Here is an 18192-nt window from a genome sequence, read left to right on the forward strand (position 1 = left end):
GCGGCGTTTGTGAAGCGTTACTCCGCGCTGCTCACCAGCTTGATCCGCGGTGCCTTTTCCTCGGCGAGGCTGCGGTAGGCGGCGAGATAGTCGAGCGCCATTCGCCGTGCCGTGAAGCGCGTCTCGAACTGCTTGCGGATGGCGGAGCGGTCGAGTTGTGCGAGGCGTTTGACGACGCCGGCGGCGCTGATGACGTCCTCGACGACGAAGCCGGTCAGCCCCTCGTCGATGATCTCCGGCACCGAGCCGCGGTTGAAGGCGACGACCGGCGTTCCGCAGGCCATGGCTTCGATCATCACCAGGCCAAACGGTTCCGGCCAGTCGATCGGCAGCAACAGGCCGAGCGCGCCGCTGAGGAAGTCCGACTTCTCGTGATCGCCGATCTCGCCGATGAACTCGACCAGCGGATTGTTCTCGATCATCGGCCGGATCAGCTCGTCATAGTAATCCTGGTCGGCACGATCCACCTTGGCCGCGATCTTCAGCGGAATGCCGCAATGGGTCGCGATCTTGATGGCGCGGTCGACCCCCTTCTCGGGGGCGATGCGGCCGAGCACGGCGAGATACTCCTGCTTCGCCGGCTTCGGCGTCAAAAGGTTCTCCGGAAGACCGTGATAGATCGTCGTCACCCAGTTCGCCTGCGGCACCGGCCGCCGCTGCGCATTGGAGATCGAGATGACCGGCATCTTGGAGAACGTGTTGAAGACCGGCTGATGCTCGGGCAGATCGAGCCGGCCGTGTAGCGTGGTCACGAACGGCGTCGGCTGCCGGTGGAACAGCGACCACGGATAATAGTCGAGATGGAAGTGGAGAAAATCGAACTCCTCGTCGTCACATTTTTGCCGCACGCGCTCCAGCAGGACCATGTGCAGGGCATTGGGATCGCGCACGGAACCGTCGAGGCGTAGCGCCCGCGGCCATAATGCATCCAGCTTGGCCGATGTCTGCGAGTCGCCGCTGGCGAACAATGTCACGTCGTGCCCCAGGGCCACCAACTCTTCCGTCAACCAATGCACCACCCGCTCGGTGCCGCCATACAGCTTGGGTGGAACAGCCTCCGTCAACGGAGCTACCTGCGCGATGCGCATCTCACCATCTCCTCTGCGATCATGAATGTTGAAGCCCCCGCCAGTACGGCACCGGCATGCCAAACAAGGGAACGTTCCCGCAGTTGCGAAGTTCCTTCTCCCGAGCGTTACTAATTGGACACGTTCGCGGGCCGTCTCGATGCTGCCACTACATCTTCTCAGATCGTCCGCATCCGCATGTCGTGATCGCCGGGTCCGGGAACCCGGGCGAGCAGGTCGATGTTCAGTCGATCAGTAACAAAACGAAAATCAGCATAACGGGGCGATAGCCATATGGATCATCTTTCTGGATACGCGCGCAGGCCATTTGCCTTTGTCTTGCGCTATCTTCGGATGCGCATGGCTTCGCATCTGGTGATCCTGGCGGCGGTCGTCGGCGCGGTTGCCTGCTCCGTAGGCACCCAGTACGGCGTCAAATCCCTTGTCGACGCCTTGTCGGCGGGCCCGTCGTATGGCGGTGGCGTATGGCTGGCATTCATTCTGCTCATGTCGTTGATCGCGGCCGACAACTTTCTGTGGCGGATCGCCAGTTGGACAGCGAGCTTCACCTTTGTCCGGGTCACGGGTGATTTGCGGCGTGACATATTTCGTCATCTGACCGGACACGCGCCGAGTTATTTCTCCGACCGCATGCCGGGGATGCTGACCAGCCGCATCACGGCGACGTCGAACGCGGTGTTCACAGTCGAGAACATGTTCGTCTGGAATGTGTTGCCGCCCTGCATTGCCACAATTGCGGCGATCGCGCTGATCGGAACCGTCAGTCCTTACATGGCGCTGGGCCTGATCGTGATTGCGGGCGGCATGGTGATCGCGATGTTCCGCCTGGCCGCCGCCGGCAAGCCGCTTCACGACGATTTCGCAGACAAGGCCGCCGCGGTCGACGGCGAGATGATCGATGTCATCAGCAACATGCCGCTGGTCCGTGCGTTCTGCGGTATCGGCCACGAGCATGAGCGGTTCGACGCTACGGTGAGCCGGGAGCTCACCGCGCGAAGCCGCAGCCTGCGCTATCTGGAGAAGCTGCGGCTGTTGCACGCCGCCATCACCGTGGTTTTGACGATCGCGCTGATGGCCTGGGCCATCACGCTCTGGCAGAAGGGGCAAGCGACGACCGGCGACGTCGTGCTGGTCTGTACGCTCGGCATCTCCATCCTGAGCGCGACACGCGATCTCGCGGTGGCGCTCGTTGACGTCACCCAGCACGTCGCGCGGCTGACCGAGGCGATCGCCACGCTGCTGGTGCCGCACGAACTGCGTGATCACCCGGAGGCAGAGCCTCTGGTGAGGACCGGCGCCGCTATTGCATATAACAACGTCACCTTCGGCTATCCCGGCGGCGACAAGATCTTTGAACGCTTCAGCCTGCGTCTGCAGCCCGGTCAGCGTGTCGGTCTGGTCGGCCAGTCCGGCGGCGGCAAGTCGACGCTGTTCACGCTGCTGCAGCGCTTCTACGACACCGACGAGGGCAGCATCACCATCGACGGCCAGGACATTTCAAAGGTCACGCAGCAGAGCCTGCGCGAGGCGATCTCCGTGGTGCCGCAGGACATCTCGCTGTTTCATCGCTCGATCCGCGAGAACATCCGCTACGGCCGGCCGAACGCGACTGACGACGAGGTGCTGCGCGCGGCGATCGCGGCGCGCTGCGATTTCATCGACAGCCTGCCCGAGGGGCTCGACACCATGGTCGGCGACCGCGGCGTCAAGATGTCGGGCGGCCAGCGCCAGCGCATCGCGATCGCGCGCGCCTTCCTCAAGGATGCACCGATCCTGCTGCTGGACGAGGCGACCGCGGCGCTCGACAGCGAGTCCGAAGAGGCGATCCGCGAGGCGCTGTCGCGCCTGATGCGCGGCCGCACCGTGATCGCGATCGCGCATCGCCTGGCGACGCTGCGCAATTTCGACCGCGTGGTCGTGCTGAGGAACGGCAAGATCATCGAGGACGGCTCGCCTGATCGCTTGATGCAAGGCCACGGGCCTTATCGAGAGCTGGTTACTCAGGAAATGAGCCGGCTCGCCCAAGCCGCCGCTTAAACCTGAAGCATGATCCGGAAACGTGTGCGGCGGCTTTCCGAGAAGATCATGCTCAAACAACAACCTTGAGCGCGATGACGGTTTATTCTGATCTCATCGCGCTTTAGAGTCGCGTTCGAGTCGGTCGCGTTTCGAAACAAGCGCAGGGGAGCTGCTATGTCGGCCGAAGCCGTAACCCAGATCATTTCCGTGTCGCAGACGGCGGAGGCCGTCGCGGAGCAGACGTTCTACATTCCGATGACGGGGCCCGCCGCGCGGCCGCGGCGGTCTCTCAAGCACGACGACACCTTCATCGTGCTCGACAGCCATGGCGACATCGGCGCTTCGGCGGGCGGCCCGGACGGCCTGTTCCACCACGACACGCGCTATCTCGCGCGGTTGGAGCTCGTGCTCGACGATCTCCAGCCGCTGCTGCTCGGCTCGAACCTGCGCGACGACAATTCGGCGTTGACGGTCGATCTCACCAATCCCGATATCTACCGTCAGGGCCGCCTCGTATTCCAGAAGGACCTGCTGCACATCGTGCGCACGATCTTCCTGTGGCGCGGCAGCGCCTATCAGCGTATCGGCGTGCAGAACCATGGCGACGCGCGTGCCAGCTTCGAGCTGACACTGCTGTTCGACAACGACTTCGCGGATTTGTTTGAGGTCCGTGGCGAGCGGCGGCCGCGGCGCGGAACCGGCACGAGCAAGCTGCTGGGCCCGACCGACGTGCTGTTCGAGTATCGCGGCCTCGACGACAGCGAGCGCACCACCGGCCTGCATTTCGATCCGCGCCCGACGCGGCTGTCGGTCAATGCCGCGACCTGGCAGCTCGATCTCGATCCGCACGAGGCCAAATCGCTGTTCGTTGCCGTCTCCTGCAACCGGCCGGTGGCGGAAAAGCCGGCGCGGTTCTTTCCAGGTCTGCTGGCCCATCGCCGCGAGATGCGGCGGCATGCGGTGGGTGCGGCCAGCATCGAGACCTCCAACAACATCTTCAACGAGGTGCTGTGCCAGGCCATGGCCGACCTCAACATGCTGACGACGGAGACGCCGCAGGGACGCTATCCCTATGCCGGCATTCCCTGGTACTCGACCACGTTCGGCCGCGACGGCCTGATCACCGCGCTGCAGATGCTCTGGGTCGATCCGCGCGTCGCCAAGGGCGTGCTGCGGCGTCTGGCGCATTTCCAGGCCAAGGCGGTCGATCCGCTCGCCGACGCTGCGCCCGGAAAGATCCTGCACGAGATGCGCGGCGGCGAGATGGCGGCGCTCGGCGAGGTGCCGTTCTCGCAATATTACGGCAGCGTCGATTCGACCGCGCTGTTCGTGCTGCTCGCGGGCAGCTATTTCGAGCGCACCGGCGACGAGGCGACGCTGATCGAGCTGTGGCCGGCGATCGAGGCGGGGCTCGCCTGGATCGATGGTCCCGGCGATCCTGATAATGACGGCTTCGTCGAATATCAGCGCGCGACGGAGAAGGGGCTCGCCAACCAGGGCTGGAAGGATTCCTACGACGCGATCTTTCATGCCGACGGGAAACTCGCCGAAGGCAACATCGCGCTCGCCGAAGTGCAGGGCTACGTTTACGCCGCCAAGCAGCTCGCCGCGCGTTGCGCGCTGCGGCTCGGCAAGCCCGACCGCGTGCGCAAGCTCGAGGCCGAAGCAAAAGCGTTGGCCGAACGCTTTGAGAAGGCGTTCTGGTGCGAGGAGCTTGGCACCTATGCGCTCGCGCTCGACGGCAAGAAGCGCCCCTGCAAGGTGCGGACCTCGAATGCCGGCCAGGTGCTGTTCAGCGGCATGATCCGCGAGGACCGCGCCCGTCTCGTCGCCGCCGATCTGATGCGGCCGCATTTCTTCTCGGGCTGGGGCATCCGCACCGTCGCGCAAGGCGAGGTGCGCTACAACCCGATGTCCTATCACGACGGGTCGATCTGGCCGCACGACAACGCGCTGATCGCGCTCGGGCTCGCCCGCTACGGCCTCAAGCACTCGGTGGCGCACGTCTTCAAGGGGCTGTTCGACGCGGCGACCTACATGGATCTGCGCCGGCTGCCCGAATTGTTCTGCGGCTTCCGGCGCGAGAAGCGGCGCGGCCCGACGCTCTATCCGGTCGCCTGCGCGCCGCAGGCCTGGGCCAGCGCGACGCCGTTCACGCTGCTGGAGGCGGCGCTCGGCATCGAGTTCGACGTGGCGCGCGGCGAGATCCGGCTGCGAAATCCGCATCTGCCCGCGTTCCTGAACGAGGTGATCCTGCGCGATCTCAGGCTCGGCGAATCCAGCGTTGACTTACGCGTCAGCCGCCACGGCGACGACGTGGCGCTGGAAGTGTTGCGCACGCGCGGCCAGATCCAGGTCTCGATCGTGCTGGCGCGCTAGCGACGCGAGGAGGGGTTCATGCGTACCACCGGATGGTTGGTCCTGAGCGTGGCGATCGTCGCGGGATTGACGGTCGCCGTATCGCGCGCGGCTGAGGAGCCGTCCGCCGCGTCACCCACGCCCCCGAGTGAAGCAAACGCACCGGCAACGGTGCAACCGCCGGCCCCGACCGTTCCGGTCACCCCCAAGGACGCCGCGCCGCCCCCGTCCGTGACCATCATCGGCGCGAGCGAGGCGCATGGCGTGCTCGGCCGCGACGTGCGCAGCGCCGCCGGCGAGGACATGGGCCGCATCGTCGACGTCATCGTCGATCGCACCGGCCACGTGCGCGCCGCTGCGATCGATTTCGGCGGCTTTCTCGGCGTCGGCAGCCGCAAGATCGTAGTGGACTGGAACGCGCTGCGTTTCGGCAAGATCGCCAACAAGAAGGATAGCATCACCCTGGAATTGACCAAGGCACAGGTCGCGGCCGCGCCGGAATACAAGGAGGACACGCCGATCGTAGTGCTCGGTGCGTCCGGGAGCCTTCAACCGCTGCGAGCGATCCAGTGAGGTGCCGGGAGGGTTGACCGCCTGTGCTGTTGTCGAGGAAGCCGAAACACGCAGATCGCGACGGCGGCGTCGAAAAGGACAACGTGGCCGCGCCACCGGCCGCAGGCCTTCCGGCGCCCTCGCGCCAGAGCCTGCGCGGCCTCGACTGGTTCATCTTCTTCCTCGCGGACGTGCAGACTGGATTCGGACCCTTCATCGCGGTCTATCTGACGACCCAGAAATGGACTCAGGTCGAGATCGGCCTCGTGCTGTCGATCGGAGGCATCATCGCCCTGATCGGCCAGATGCCCGGCGGCGCGATCATCGATGCTGCGAAATCGGAACGGCTTGTCGCTGCCCTCGCGATCGTAACCATCGGCGCTTGCGCGCTGGCCTATGCGGCGATGCCGATTTTCGCAGTCGTGGTGGCCGCCGCGACGCTGCATGCGATGGCGAGCTGCGTGCTTGGCCCGGCGATCGCCGCGATCAGCCTCGGTCTCGTCGGCCCGCTCGCGATCGGCGAGCGTCTCGGCCGCAACGCGCGCTTCGCCTCGCTGGGCAGCGGCATCGCGGCCGCGGTGATGGGTACCGTCGGCTATCTGTTGTCGAGCCGGGCCGTCTTCCTCGTGACCTTCCTGCTCGTTATCCCGACGCTGATCGCGCTCTCGCGCATCCGCGAGCATGAGGTCGACATCGCCCGTTGTCACGGCGAGATGCCGCGGGATTCCGCGGATCGCGGCGACACCAACATCTGGCACCTGGTCCGGCAGCGCCCGCTCATCATCTTCGCGCTCAGCGTGTTGCTGCTGCAATTGGCGAACGCCGCGATGATGCCGTTGATCGCAAGTGCGGTGACGGCGCGGTCCGCCCAGTGGGCGACGGTGCTGGTCGCCTTCTGCATCGTCGTTCCGCAGGCGATCGTGGCGCTGCTGTCGCCGACGGTCGGGCGCAAGGCGCAGCTCTGGGGCCGGCGGCCGCTGCTGCTGATCGGGTTCGGCGCGCTGGCGATCCGCGGCCTGTTGTTTGCGACCGTGCGCGATCCCTATCTCCTGGTGCTCGTGCAGGTGTTCGACGGCATTACCGCGGCCGTCTTCGCGGTGATGATCCCGCTGATCGTCGCCGACGTCGCCTTCGGCAGCGGGCATTTCAACCTGGCGCAGGGCATCGTCGGCACCGCAACGGGCATCGGCGCGTCGTTGAGTACCGTGCTTGGCGGCTATGTCAGCGACAAGTTCGGCAATGCCACCGCGTTCATCGGATTGTCGTGCGTTGCCGCGGCGGGACTCCTGCTCATCTTCTTGGTGATGCCGGAGACGCGACGTACGGATCTGGTCCCCACAAAAGCAAGGGCCGTCTGAACGAATTCAGCCGGCCAATGTGGGAAGAAAGTCGTCTGAAAATCAGGCGTCGAGATTGTGCAGGCGCTGGCGGTTGCGCAGCACGATCTGGCGAGCGCCTGAGAAGCCCAGGATGCCCTGGGTGTGAAGCTGCGATAGCGCGCGTGACACGGTCTCGAGCGTAAGGCCGAGATAGTCGCCGATGTCGCGGCGGCACATCGGCAGTGCCATCATGCCGGCGACGGCGAGGCGGCGATCCATTTCGAGCAGGAAGGTCGCAACGCGCTCCATCGCGGTCTTGCGGCCCAGGAGCAGCATGTGGTCTTCGGCGTGGCGCAGCTCGGAAGCCGTCATGGCCCAGAGCTTGCGGGCGACCTGGACGTCGACGCCGGCGGCCTTTTCGAGGCTGGCGCGCTTCACGAGACGCACGGTGGTGTCGATGATGGCTTCGGCGGCGAGGCGGTGAGTGGTGCCGGATTCGAGGCCGAACACGTCGCCGGGAAGATGGAAGGCGCCGATCTGGCGACGGCCGTCGGAGAGGAGCTTGTAGCTGCGCACTGCGCCTGACATGACCTGGTAGACATATTCGGCCGGCTCGTCCTCGCCGTAGATTTCCTCGTCCTTGCGATAGGAGAACTCGGTGGCGACGAGGCCGACATGGCCGGTGATCGCGCCGAACTGGTCGGTCACGGGATGGGCAGGGGCAATCTTGCCGCGAACTTGCGTGTTGATCGCCTGGGTGTTGATCGTCTGGGTCAGCATCTGCGCCATCTCCGTTGTGATGACGCATTGGTACGCGGTATCGGGGGCTTCGAAAATTTCGAGCGATATCTTAAGGGGGTCGCCTTACGTAGAATCCCGTAGGTCAATTTCCTCGCCGGTCCTGAATGACGCGGCGGATACGTTTGACCAGGTTTTCGTCGAGAAGCGGCTTGAGAATCACATCTTTGACGCCCGCGGCGGCGGCCCGGGCCGAGATATTCCGGTCCGGGTATCCGGTGATCAGGACGACCGGGACATCGCCGTCGGCTTCGCGCAGCCGGCCGACGAGCTCAAGGCCATTGATGTCGGGCATCTTGTAGTCGATCACGTAGCAATCGGCGCCACGTGTGCCGGTGGCGTTGAGTAGCGCCGTCGCATTCCTGAAGGTCCGCACGGCGAAGCCGTCGGTTTCCAGAAGGAATTGCAGGGATCCCAGCACAGCGGCATCGTCGTCGACCACGTAGATGGTGGGTTTTGCCGATGACGCCATTGCGAGCCGCTGAGGGTGCGAGCCAACCTCGATCATGCAGCCTTGGCTATCACAGCGCACGGAAGCCAAATTTGACCTGCCTCAAGGCCAGCTTCCTCAATCGTTGAGCATGCCGGCGCGCATCGCCATGCGGACGAGCTCCGAGAGGCTGTTGGCCTGCATCTTGGTCATCACATTGGCCCGGTACACTTCGATCGTCCGCGGGCTGATGTCGTATTCGCGGGCGATCAGCTTGTTGGAGAGGCCGGCAATCAGTCCCTCCATGACCTGGCGCTCCCGTGGGCTCAAGGAGGCGACGCGGGCGGCGATGTCCTGCGAAATGGCTTCGCTCTTGGCTGCCGGTTCGGCCTGGCGGATCGCCGTTTCGATCATGGTGATCAGACGATCGTCCTCGAACGGTTTCTCCAGGAAGTCGACCGCGCCGAGCTTCATCGCCTCGACCGCGAGCGGCACGTCGCCATGACCGGTCATGATCAAAATCGGAAACGGGCTGTTCTGCGCCTTCATGCGCTTGAGAAGCTCGATCCCGTCGATTCCAGGCATCCGCACGTCGGAGACGACGCAACCGAAGGCGAGGCCGGGCAGGGTGTTGATGAAATCCTTCGCGTTGTCGAATAGCGTGACGCCGAAGCCTGAGGAATCCAGCAGGAAATTCAGCGAGTCCCGCATCGCGGCGTCGTCGTCGATGACGTAGACATGTCCCTTGGTCGTCATGAATCAGTTCTCGTCGGTTGCCGGCAGGGTGAAGCGGAATGTCGCCCCGCCCGATGCATTGCTTTCGGCCCACATGCGGCCGCCGTGAGCCTCGATGATCGAGCGGCTGATGGACAGGCCGACGCCCATGCCGGTTTCCTTGGTGGTGAAGAAGGTCTGGAACAGGTTTGGAATGACGTCGCCCTGGAAGCCGGAGCCGGTGTCGGAGACCTCGACCTCGATCATGTCGTCAGCGACGCGCCGGTTGGCGACCACGAGCTCGTGCCGCGGCGACTGCGCCATCGCCTCCAGGGCGTTGCGGAACAGATTGACCAGCACCTGCTGGATCTGCACCCGGTCGGCGAGAACGAGATCGGCGGTGGGATCGAGGCTGAAGCGGAGCTGCACGTTCTGCTCGCGCGCGCCGGCGAGCCCTAGCGCGCCCGCCTCCTCGATCAGCTTGGACAGGCTCTCGACCCGCTTCTCCGACTCGCCACGCGAAACGAAGTCGCGCAGGCGCCGGATGATCTGGCCGGCGCGCAAGGCCTGCTCCGAGGCGCGGTCCAGCGCGCTCTCGATCTTCGACGTGTTGGGATCGCTGCTGCCGGCGAGCAGCCGCCGCGATCCCTTCATGTAATTGCTGATCGCCGCCAGCGGCTGGTTGAGCTCGTGGGCGAGCGCGGAGGCCATTTCGCCCATTGCGGTCAGCCGGGACACGTGGACGAGCTCGGACTGCAGTTCCTGGAGCCGGGCCTGGGTCTGCTGGTGCTCGGTGAGGTCGCGGACGAAGCCGGTGAAATAGGGTTCGCCGCCGGACTGCATCTCGCCGATCGACAGATGCATCGGAAAGGTCGTGCCGTCGCGGCGCTTGCCGGTGACGATGCGGCCGATGCCGATGATGTGCGGATCGCCGGTCGAGCGATAGCGCGCGATGTAGCCGTCGTGGCGGGTGCGGTCGGGCTCCGGCATCAGGATGTTGACGTTCTGGCCGATCGCCTCATGCTCGGACCAGCCGAACAGGCGCTCGGCAGCCGTGCTGAAGAGCTGCATGATGCCATGGCCGTCGATGACGATCATGGCATCGGGAATGGTCTGGAGGATAGAGCGGAGGTGAGTCTCGCGCGTGCGCAGCGCCTCCTCGACCTGCTTCTCCTCGTCGATGTCGAGAAAGATGCCGCTGAGATGACGGGCGACGCCGGCTTCGTCCCGGATGACTCCCGCCCGGGCGCGGATCCATTGCCCGCTGCCGGAGCCAGCAGCGACCTTGAAAGACACGTCCAGGCCGCCGCCACGCTCCGAGACGCGCGCGATCGCGATCTCTACGCGTGCGCGGTCCCTGGGTTCGAGGCGTGACAGGAAGAGTTCATAGCTCGGCGGCTGTTCCCGCTCGATGCCGAGCAGGCTCCTGGCGGTATCCGACCAGTCCAAGTCCCGCGTCGTGAGGTCGAGGTCCCAGGTGCCGACGCCGAACCCTTCGATCCGCACCCGGAAATGCTCACCCCGACCATCGTCTGGCGGATGCGTTACACGGGTCGGCGACAAGCAGTGACTCCCATTCTCGTGCGGCGCCGGCCGCCGCGAACATGACGGCAATTTCGCCCAAGGGCGAGCCGGAGGCAAGTTCGGATGTCTGATTCCACTGAAGGAATTCCCGCGCCACGACGCGAGGCGATTTGATCTATCTCATCATGCCCGGCGTCGCCGAGGCTAGGTTCGCGGCTGGTTCATTGCTGTTCGGAGAATCCCGATGACATACGCGACCGTGATGGTCTGCCTGGCGCTCGACCAGTCCAACGAGGCGCGCCTTCAGGTCGCGGGCGAGCTCGCCGAGCGATTCGAGGCTGGTATCATCGGGGTTGCCGCGGCCCAGTTCGCACCGCCGCTCTATTTCACCGATGGCGCCGAGGCGCAGGGACTGATCGAGGAAGGTGAAGCGTCCGTCAAGCGGCGCCTTGCCGGTCTCGAGGCACAATTCCGCGCTGCCATGAAGAATCGCGGCGGTCACGCGGAGTGGCGCAGCGCCGCAGATTTCCCGGCGCGCTTCATCCTGGCGCAGGCGCGCTGTGCCGACATCGTCGTGAGCGGCGGGCAGAGCCCGGCCTTCTCCGACGCTTTTGCGCTCGCAAGCCCGAAGGATCTGGTGATGCAGGCGGGCCGCCCGCTGCTCGTCGTGCACGACCGGGCCAACTGGCTCGACTTGCGCAGTGTGCTGGTGGCGTGGAAGGACACGCCGGAGGCGCGGCGGGCGGTGGCCGACGCACTGCCGATGCTGCGCAAGGCGAGGGACGTCACCATCGCCGGAATTCTGGAGCGCGATGACGACCGCTCGGTCGTGATGGCCGGCGTGACCGACGTCGCCGCCTGGCTCGTCCGCCACGGCATTACCGCGACCGCGCGCGTTTTGGAAGGCACACGGAACGAAACTACCGCCGCGCAGTTGGACAAGGTTGCCGCCGAGGTTGGCGCCGGCCTGATCGTTGCGGGCGCCTATGGTCATTCGAGGTTTCGTGAGCTGATCATGGGCGGCGTCACCCAGCATCTAGTCACGCAATCCGCCCGTCTGGTGCTGCTGTCGCATTGACGGCCGGCCAACAGCGAGTCGAGGAGGACGCGCCGTGTACAGATTTCTCGAGCAGACCGCCAGTGGCTACATGACGCGCAACGTCAGGACGGTGCAGCGCGACCACGACTTGCTCGCGCTCAGCGAGATGTTCGAGAGCGACGATTTCAACTCCTATCCGGTCGTGGACGACGGACAGGTGGTCGGCATCGTTACCAAGTTCGACATCCTGAAATGCTTCGCCTTCACGCCGAGCCAGATGCTGCCGCGCTATCACGACCTGATGAGCCGTAAGATCGGCGACGTCATGACGCCGGAGTTCATCTATGTCAGCCCCGACACGCGGCTGACGCGCGTGCTGCAGATCATGGTCGAACACCGCATCAGGAGCATCATCGTGCTCGACGGCGCCCAGAAGTTGGTCGGAATCATCGCCCGCGAGGACGTCATCGCCGCGCTCAAGGCGACGGCGAGCGACTGAAGCCAACCGGGCGATCGGGCTGCGATCTCCGTCATTGCGAGCGAAGCGAAGCAATCCAGACTGCCTCCGGGGAGGGATCCTGGATTGCTTCGTCGCTTCGCTCCTCGCAATGACGCCGCGGATGCGAGATCGCGGTCCCCACCTCCGTGATTTCACGGAGATTGCTGCGGCTTCTCCCACAAGGGGAGAGGGCATTTCAACTGGCAACGCCTCCTTCACATTAACGGAAATCCACCCATCTTGATTTCAATCAATTCGCCGCGAGGGTGAATGTGGTTTCTGGCTGCGTGTTCTTCGAAAAGAGAATCCGCATGAGCCAGCCCTCCATCTCCAAATCCATGACGTCAGGTGAAAGCGGCTTGGCTGTCGTGTTTGCAGTCACCGCGTTCCTCTGCGTGATCGCCGCGGCCCAGGCGCTCGATGCGCCCTTCGCCTTCCATGCCGCGCTCAGCGCGGCGGCGAGCCTCGCGGCGGTGTTCGTCATCGTGAACCGCTACTATGAACGACCGGCGGCGCTGCCGCCCGAAGAGATCAACGGTCGCCCGAACTACAACATGGGGCCGATCAAGTTCTCCGCCTTCATGTCGATGTTCTGGGGCATCGCCGGCTTCCTGGTCGGCCTCATCATCGCTTCGCAGCTGGCCTGGCCGGCGCTGAACTTCGATCTGCCCTGGACCAGCTTCGGCCGCCTGCGCCCGCTGCACACGTCGGCGGTGGTCTTCGCCTTCGGCGGCAACGTGCTGATCGCGACCTCGTTCTACGTCGTGCAGAAGTCGTGCCGCGCGCGCCTCGCCGGCGATCTCGCGCCCTGGTTCGTGGTGGTCGGCTACAATTATTTCATCCTGGTCGCCGGCACCGGGTATCTGCTGGGCGTCACCCAGTCGAAGGAATATGCCGAGCCCGAATGGTATGCCGACCTCTGGCTGACCATCGTCTGGGTGGTCTATCTGCTGGTTTTCCTTGCCACCATCATCAAGCGCAAGGAGCCGCACATCTTCGTCGCGAACTGGTTCTATCTCGCCTTCATCGTGACGATCGCCGTGCTGCATCTCGGCAACAATCCGGCGCTTCCGGTTTCGGTGTTCGGCTCCAAGTCCTACATCGCGTGGGGCGGCATCCAGGACGCCATGTTCCAGTGGTGGTACGGCCACAACGCGGTCGGCTTCTTCCTGACCGCCGGCTTCCTCGCCATCATGTACTACTTCATTCCGAAGCGCGCCGAGCGGCCGGTCTATTCCTATCGTCTGTCGATCATCCATTTCTGGGCGCTGATCTTCCTCTACATCTGGGCAGGTCCGCACCATCTGCACTACACGGCGCTGCCGGACTGGACGCAGACCCTCGGCATGACCTTCTCGATCATGCTGTGGATGCCCTCCTGGGGCGGCATGATCAACGGCCTGATGACGCTGTCGGGCGCCTGGGACAAGCTGCGCACCGACCCCGTGCTGCGCATGCTGGTCGTCTCCGTCGCCTTCTATGGCATGTCGACCTTCGAAGGCCCGATGATGTCGATCAAGGTGGTCAACTCGCTGAGCCACTACACCGACTGGACCATCGGCCACGTGCATTCCGGCGCGCTCGGCTGGGTCGGCTTCGTCTCCTTCGGCGCGCTCTACTGCCTGGTGCCGTGGGTCTGGAATCGCAAGGGGTTGTACAGCCTGAAGCTCGTCAACTGGCACTTCTGGGTCGCGACCCTCGGCATCGTCCTCTACATCTCGGCGATGTGGGTGTCCGGCATCCTCCAGGGCCTGATGTGGCGCGCCTACACCTCGCTCGGCTTCCTCGAATATTCCTTCATCGAGAGCGTCGAGGCGATGCATCCCTTCTACATCATCCGCGCCGCCGGCGGCGGGCTGTTCCTGATCGGCTCGCTGATCATGGCCTACAATCTCTGGATGACGGTTCGCGTCGGCGAAGCGGAAGTCCAGATGCCCGTCGCTCTTCAGCCGGCGGAATGAGGAGCACGAGCAATGTCGTTCTGGGCACGTCACCAAATCTTCGAGAAGAACTCGATCATCCTGATCGTTGGCATCCTCCTGGTGATCGCGATCGGCGGTCTCGTCGAGATCACCCCGTTGTTCTACCTCAAGAGCACGATCGAGGCGGTCGACGGCGTCAGGCCGTATACGCCGCTGGAGCTCGCCGGGCGCAACGTCTACGTCCGCGAGGGCTGCTATCTCTGCCACTCGCAGATGGTCCGGCCCCTGCGCGACGAGGTCGAACGCTACGGCCACTTCTCGCTCGCCGCCGAGAGCATGTACGATCATCCGTTCCAGTGGGGCTCGAAGCGCACCGGTCCGGACCTTGCCCGCGTCGGCGCCAAATATTCCGACGATTGGCACGTCACCCATCTGATCAACCCGCGCGCGATCGTGCCGCAATCGGTGATGCCCGGCTATCCGTTTCTCAGCAAGGCCGAGGTCGACCCGGACGCGACCGCCGGCGACATGCGCGCGCTCAGGACCGTCGGCGTCCCCTATAGCGACGAGCAGATCGCCAATGCCGCCACCGACCTGAAAGCCCAGGCCGATCCGGACAATGCCGGCACTGAGGCCTTCACTAAGCGTTACGCCAAGGCGGTGGTGCGCAACTTCGACGGCAAGACCGGCACGCCGACCGAGATGGACGCGCTGGTCGCTTACTTGCAGATGCTTGGCACGCTGGTCGACTTCAAGCTCTACAACGAGAAAGCCAATCTTCGCTGAGAAGGCATGAACGATGAAAGCTATCCTGACAGTCCACAATGTCGCGTCCGAGCTGGTGACGACGATCTGGACACCGGTGTTCGTCGCGATCTTTCTCGCGATCATCGCCTACGCGTTTTGGCCCCGGAACAAGGCTGCGTTCGACGAGGCAGCGCACCTGCCGTTGCGGGAGGAGTGAGAGATAATGACCGATCATAGCGAAGTCGATGCCGTCACCGGCAAGTCCACGACCGGACATGAATGGGACGGCATCAAGGAGCTCAACACGCCGCTGCCGCGCTGGTGGGTGATCTCGTTCTACCTCACCATCATCTGGTCGATCGCCTACTGGATCGTCTATCCGGCCTGGCCGCTGATCCAAAGCAATACCACGGGCGTGTTCGGCTATTCCTCGCGTGCCGACGTCGCGGTCGAGCTCGCTAATCTCGAGAAGATCCGCGGCGACAAGATGGTGGCGCTGGGTGCCGCCTCGCTCGCGGACATCGAGAAGGCCCCGGCGCTGCTCGCGCTCGCCCGCGCCAAGGGCAAGACCGTATTCGGCGACAATTGCGTGCCGTGTCACGGCTCCGGCGGCGCCGGCGCCAAGGGTTATCCGAACCTGAACGACGACGAGTGGCTGTGGGGCGGCACGCTCGACCAGATCATGCAGACCATCCAGTACGGTGTGCGTTCCGGCCACGCCAAGACCCATGAAGGCCAGATGCTCGCCTTCGGTAAGGACGGCGTGCTGAAATCGGATGAGATCGTCACGGTCGCCAATTACGTGCGGTCGCTGGCGGGCCTTCCGACCCGCAACGGTTTCGATGCCGCCAAGGGAGAGAAGATCTTCGCCGAGAACTGCGCCGCCTGCCACGGCGATGGCGGCAAGGGCAACCAGGAGCTGGGCGCGCCCAACCTGACCGACAAGATCTGGCTCTATGGCTCGGACGAGGCGAGCCTGATCGAAACCATCGGCCAGGGCCGCGCCGGCGTCATGCCAGCCTGGGAGGGACGGCTCGATCCCGCCACCATCAAGGCGATGGCGGTCTACGTCCACTCGCTCGGCGGCGGCAAGTAGCGGATCTGCGACAGCGGGAGCGAACAAAAGTGCCCCCGTTTGAGCTGGATCAACTGACGCAGCGGTGTCGGGTCTAGGTTTAATCGCACCTCTTGAAAAGTTTTGGCGATGAACAAGACCGTGAACCCGAAAGACCTCACATCGGACGATGACTACGGACCACTCTACGCGGCGCGCAAGAAGGTCTATCCCCAGAGCGTCTCCGGTGCATTCCGCCGCATCAAATGGGGCCTGATGGCGGTCTGCCTCGGCGTCTACTATTTCCTGCCCTTCGTGCGCTGGAATCGCGGTTTCGGCGCTCCCAACCAGGCGGTGCTGATCGACCTTCCCAACAGCCGCTTCTACTTCTTCTTCATCGAGCTGTGGCCGCAGGAAGTCTATTACTTCACGGGCCTGTTGATCGTCGCCGCGGTGGCGCTGTTCCTGATGAACTCCATCGGCGGCCGCATCTGGTGCGGCTATCTCTGCCCGCAGACGGTCTGGACCGACCTGTTCTACGCGGTCGAGCGCCTGATCGAGGGCGACCGGCGCGAGCGCATGAAGAAGGACAAATCGTCCGACCCGATGAAGCTCGAGCGCATCTCCGAGATCGTGCTCAAGCACTCGATCTGGCTCTTGATCGCCTGGTGGACCGGCGGCGCCTGGGTGCTCTACTTCAACGACGCGCCGACGCTGGTGAAGGAGCTCGTCACCTTCCAGGCGCCGATGATCGCCTACATCTGGATCGGCATTCTCACCGCCACGACCTATCTGCTCGCCGGCTACATGCGCGAGCAGGTCTGCACCTATATGTGCCCGTGGCCGCGCATCCAGGCCGCGCTCACCGACGAATGGGCGCTCAACGTCACCTACCGCTACGACCGCGGCGAGAAGCGCACGTCGGTGAAGAAGGCGGCCGAGCTGCGCGCGCTCGGCGAGCAGGTCGGTGATTGCGTCGACTGCTACCAATGCGTCGCGGTTTGTCCAACCGGCATCGACATCCGCAACGGGCCGCAGATGGAATGCATCCAGTGCGGCCTCTGCATCGACGCCTGCGACAACGTGATGACCAAGATCGGCCGGCCGAAGCGGCTGATCGGCTACGACAACGACATCAACATCCAGCGCCGCCAGGAAGGCAAGGCGCCGGTCTACCGGATCGTCCGGGCCCGCACCATCGTCTACAGCGCGATCATCGTGGCCATCGGCGGTTTCATGACCTATACGCTCGCGACCCGTAGCCTGCTTGACGTCAACGTGCTGCATGATCGCAATCCAATCGCCGTCAAGCTCAGCGACGGTTCGATCCGCAACGCCTACACGGTGCGCCTGTTGAACAAGAGCGGCTATGACCGCGTCATCGCCATCGACGCGCACGGCCCGGCCAACGCGACCGTCCACATCATCGGCGTCGATTCCGTGACGCCGGACAGGCCGATGATCGTGATCCCGCGCGACTCCACCAGCGAGCTGCGGCTGCTGGTCACCGCGCCTGCGGACGACAATCCGCAGAAGTCGATTCCGGTCCGCTTCCACGTCACCGATATCGGGCTCGGCGAGGTCGCCTCCGCCACCGACAATTTCGTCTCGCCCTGAAGAAGAGCCGGAGTTCGCCATGGGATCCGTCCCAAAGCCATTGACCGGAACAAAGGTCTTCCTGATGCTGGTCGCCTTCTTCGGCCTCGTGATCGGCGTCAACGCCATCATGATGAAGCTCGCGATCGCGACTCTGCCCGGCACCGATGTCGACAGCCCCTATGCGGCAGGTCTCGTCTATGACCGCGAGATCTCGGCGGCGCAGGATCAGGCGCTGCGCAAATGGAAGGTCAACGCTTATGTCGAGCGCCATGGCGACGGCGGCGCCGTGCTTCAGGTCGAGGCACGCGATGCGAGCGGCCAGCCGATCACCGGACTGAAGTTCGGCGGCCGCCTGGAGCGGCCGACCGACAAGCGCGCCGATCTCGTCGTCGAGCTCACCGAGACCGGCATCGGCATCTATCGCGGCCATGCCGCCGCCGTCGCGACTGGCCAATGGGACCTGGTGATCGAGGGCGAGGCACGGGGGACGCGCGTGTTCCTGTCGCGCAACCGCGTGATCCTGAACTGAA

Annotated in this window: 17 protein-coding genes; 12 read left to right on the forward strand and 5 right to left on the reverse strand. The window is 64.4% G+C overall.

All coding sequences use genetic code 11. From position 1 onward, the window contains the following. Positions 1 to 17: 17 nt before the first annotated feature. Positions 18 to 1088 carry a glycosyltransferase family 4 protein gene (locus BCCGELA001_RS12330; protein WP_060735406.1) on the reverse strand — a complete coding sequence of 357 codons (1071 nt, stop codon included), beginning with the start codon at positions 1086 to 1088 and terminating at the stop codon, positions 18 to 20. Positions 1089 to 1361: 273 nt separating this feature from the next. On the opposite strand from BCCGELA001_RS12330, the gene BCCGELA001_RS12335 reads away from it, so the two are divergent. The 4 genes from BCCGELA001_RS12335 to BCCGELA001_RS12350 all read left to right on the forward strand — a co-directional run bounded on the left by BCCGELA001_RS12335 (position 1362) and on the right by BCCGELA001_RS12350 (position 7375). Next, a complete protein-coding gene (locus BCCGELA001_RS12335; protein WP_060735407.1) occupies positions 1362 to 3125 on the forward strand; it encodes an ABC transporter ATP-binding protein in 1764 nt (587 codons plus the stop codon). A 156-nt stretch (positions 3126 to 3281) separates the two neighbouring features. Further along, entirely contained in the window at positions 3282 to 5486 is a 2205-nt protein-coding gene (locus tag BCCGELA001_RS12340) for an amylo-alpha-1,6-glucosidase (protein ID WP_060735408.1), read from the forward strand. Positions 5487 to 5504: 18 nt separating this feature from the next. Then, positions 5505 to 6038: a PRC-barrel domain-containing protein gene (locus BCCGELA001_RS12345; protein ID WP_060735409.1), complete on the forward strand. Its 534-nt coding sequence runs from the start codon at positions 5505 to 5507 to the stop codon at positions 6036 to 6038. Between the two features lie 23 nt (positions 6039 to 6061). Beyond that, positions 6062 to 7375 carry an MFS transporter gene (locus BCCGELA001_RS12350; protein ID WP_060735410.1) on the forward strand — a complete coding sequence of 438 codons (1314 nt, stop codon included), beginning with the start codon at positions 6062 to 6064 and terminating at the stop codon, positions 7373 to 7375. A 42-nt stretch (positions 7376 to 7417) separates the two neighbouring features. Here the strand turns inward: BCCGELA001_RS12350 and BCCGELA001_RS12355 are convergent, their stop codons facing one another. From BCCGELA001_RS12355 to fixL, 4 genes are all read right to left on the reverse strand, one after another. After that, positions 7418 to 8116 (reverse strand): helix-turn-helix domain-containing protein, encoded by a 699-nt coding sequence (locus BCCGELA001_RS12355; RefSeq protein ID WP_008550660.1) that lies wholly within the window; start codon positions 8114 to 8116, stop codon positions 7418 to 7420. Positions 8117 to 8219: 103 nt separating this feature from the next. Further along, entirely contained in the window at positions 8220 to 8642 is a 423-nt protein-coding gene (locus tag BCCGELA001_RS12360; RefSeq protein ID WP_008550658.1) for a response regulator, read from the reverse strand. A 60-nt stretch (positions 8643 to 8702) separates the two neighbouring features. Next, on the reverse strand, positions 8703 to 9320 hold the full coding sequence (gene fixJ, locus BCCGELA001_RS12365; protein ID WP_008550656.1) for a response regulator FixJ: 618 nt from the start codon (positions 9318 to 9320) through the stop codon (positions 8703 to 8705). Positions 9321 to 9323: 3 nt separating this feature from the next. After that, entirely contained in the window at positions 9324 to 10841 is a 1518-nt protein-coding gene (gene fixL / locus BCCGELA001_RS12370; protein WP_083543337.1) for a sensor protein FixL, read from the reverse strand. 205 nt (positions 10842 to 11046) lie between these two features. Here fixL and BCCGELA001_RS12375 point away from each other — a divergent pair, with 205 nt between their 5' ends. The 8 genes from BCCGELA001_RS12375 to BCCGELA001_RS12410 all read left to right on the forward strand — a co-directional run bounded on the left by BCCGELA001_RS12375 (position 11047) and on the right by BCCGELA001_RS12410 (position 18191). Next, the gene (locus BCCGELA001_RS12375) at positions 11047 to 11880 is read left to right on the forward strand and encodes a universal stress protein (RefSeq protein ID WP_008550653.1); all 834 of its coding nucleotides are present in this window, start codon (positions 11047 to 11049) and stop codon (positions 11878 to 11880) included. A 34-nt stretch (positions 11881 to 11914) separates the two neighbouring features. Then, positions 11915 to 12340 carry a CBS domain-containing protein gene (locus BCCGELA001_RS12380; RefSeq protein WP_008550651.1) on the forward strand — a complete coding sequence of 142 codons (426 nt, stop codon included), beginning with the start codon at positions 11915 to 11917 and terminating at the stop codon, positions 12338 to 12340. Positions 12341 to 12651: 311 nt separating this feature from the next. Then, positions 12652 to 14301, forward strand: a complete 1650-nt coding sequence (gene ccoN, locus BCCGELA001_RS12385) for a cytochrome-c oxidase, cbb3-type subunit I (RefSeq protein ID WP_060735411.1) — start codon at positions 12652 to 12654, stop codon at positions 14299 to 14301. Positions 14302 to 14313: 12 nt separating this feature from the next. Next, entirely contained in the window at positions 14314 to 15048 is a 735-nt protein-coding gene (ccoO, locus tag BCCGELA001_RS12390) for a cytochrome-c oxidase, cbb3-type subunit II (RefSeq protein ID WP_008550639.1), read from the forward strand. Positions 15049 to 15061: 13 nt separating this feature from the next. After that, complete coding sequence (locus BCCGELA001_RS12395; protein WP_008550637.1) at positions 15062 to 15226, forward strand: cbb3-type cytochrome oxidase subunit 3; 165 nt, start codon at positions 15062 to 15064, stop codon at positions 15224 to 15226. A 6-nt stretch (positions 15227 to 15232) separates the two neighbouring features. Then, the gene (ccoP, locus tag BCCGELA001_RS12400; protein WP_008550634.1) at positions 15233 to 16105 is read left to right on the forward strand and encodes a cytochrome-c oxidase, cbb3-type subunit III; all 873 of its coding nucleotides are present in this window, start codon (positions 15233 to 15235) and stop codon (positions 16103 to 16105) included. Positions 16106 to 16213: 108 nt separating this feature from the next. Beyond that, a complete protein-coding gene (gene ccoG / locus BCCGELA001_RS12405) occupies positions 16214 to 17680 on the forward strand; it encodes a cytochrome c oxidase accessory protein CcoG (RefSeq protein ID WP_008550632.1) in 1467 nt (488 codons plus the stop codon). 19 nt (positions 17681 to 17699) lie between these two features. Beyond that, positions 17700 to 18191: a FixH family protein gene (locus BCCGELA001_RS12410; RefSeq protein WP_083543338.1), complete on the forward strand. Its 492-nt coding sequence runs from the start codon at positions 17700 to 17702 to the stop codon at positions 18189 to 18191. Position 18192: the final 1 nt, after the last annotated feature.

It is taken from the genome of Bradyrhizobium sp. CCGE-LA001 (assembly GCF_000296215.2).
Lineage (GTDB): Bacteria > Pseudomonadota > Alphaproteobacteria > Rhizobiales > Xanthobacteraceae > Bradyrhizobium.

Bases quoted from the DNA above. Each gene is read 5' to 3' on its own strand.
- ccoG (WP_008550632.1), top strand. From the start codon at position 16,214: ATGAACAAGACCGTGAACCCGAAAGACCTCACATCGGACGATGACTAC.
- fixJ (WP_008550656.1), bottom strand. From the start codon at position 9,320: ATGACGACCAAGGGACATGTCTACGTCATCGACGACGACGCCGCGATG.
- BCCGELA001_RS12335 (WP_060735407.1), top strand. From the start codon at position 1,362: ATGGATCATCTTTCTGGATACGCGCGCAGGCCATTTGCCTTTGTCTTG.
- ccoO (WP_008550639.1), top strand. From the start codon at position 14,314: ATGTCGTTCTGGGCACGTCACCAAATCTTCGAGAAGAACTCGATCATC.
- BCCGELA001_RS12395 (WP_008550637.1), top strand. From the start codon at position 15,062: ATGAAAGCTATCCTGACAGTCCACAATGTCGCGTCCGAGCTGGTGACG.
- BCCGELA001_RS12360 (WP_008550658.1), bottom strand. From the start codon at position 8,642: ATGATCGAGGTTGGCTCGCACCCTCAGCGGCTCGCAATGGCGTCATCG.
- BCCGELA001_RS12375 (WP_008550653.1), top strand. From the start codon at position 11,047: ATGACATACGCGACCGTGATGGTCTGCCTGGCGCTCGACCAGTCCAAC.
- BCCGELA001_RS12345 (WP_060735409.1), top strand. From the start codon at position 5,505: ATGCGTACCACCGGATGGTTGGTCCTGAGCGTGGCGATCGTCGCGGGA.
- ccoP (WP_008550634.1), top strand. From the start codon at position 15,233: ATGACCGATCATAGCGAAGTCGATGCCGTCACCGGCAAGTCCACGACC.
- BCCGELA001_RS12355 (WP_008550660.1), bottom strand. From the start codon at position 8,116: ATGCTGACCCAGACGATCAACACCCAGGCGATCAACACGCAAGTTCGC.
- BCCGELA001_RS12330 (WP_060735406.1), bottom strand. From the start codon at position 1,088: ATGCGCATCGCGCAGGTAGCTCCGTTGACGGAGGCTGTTCCACCCAAG.
- BCCGELA001_RS12410 (WP_083543338.1), top strand. From the start codon at position 17,700: ATGGGATCCGTCCCAAAGCCATTGACCGGAACAAAGGTCTTCCTGATG.
- BCCGELA001_RS12340 (WP_060735408.1), top strand. From the start codon at position 3,282: ATGTCGGCCGAAGCCGTAACCCAGATCATTTCCGTGTCGCAGACGGCG.
- ccoN (WP_060735411.1), top strand. From the start codon at position 12,652: ATGAGCCAGCCCTCCATCTCCAAATCCATGACGTCAGGTGAAAGCGGC.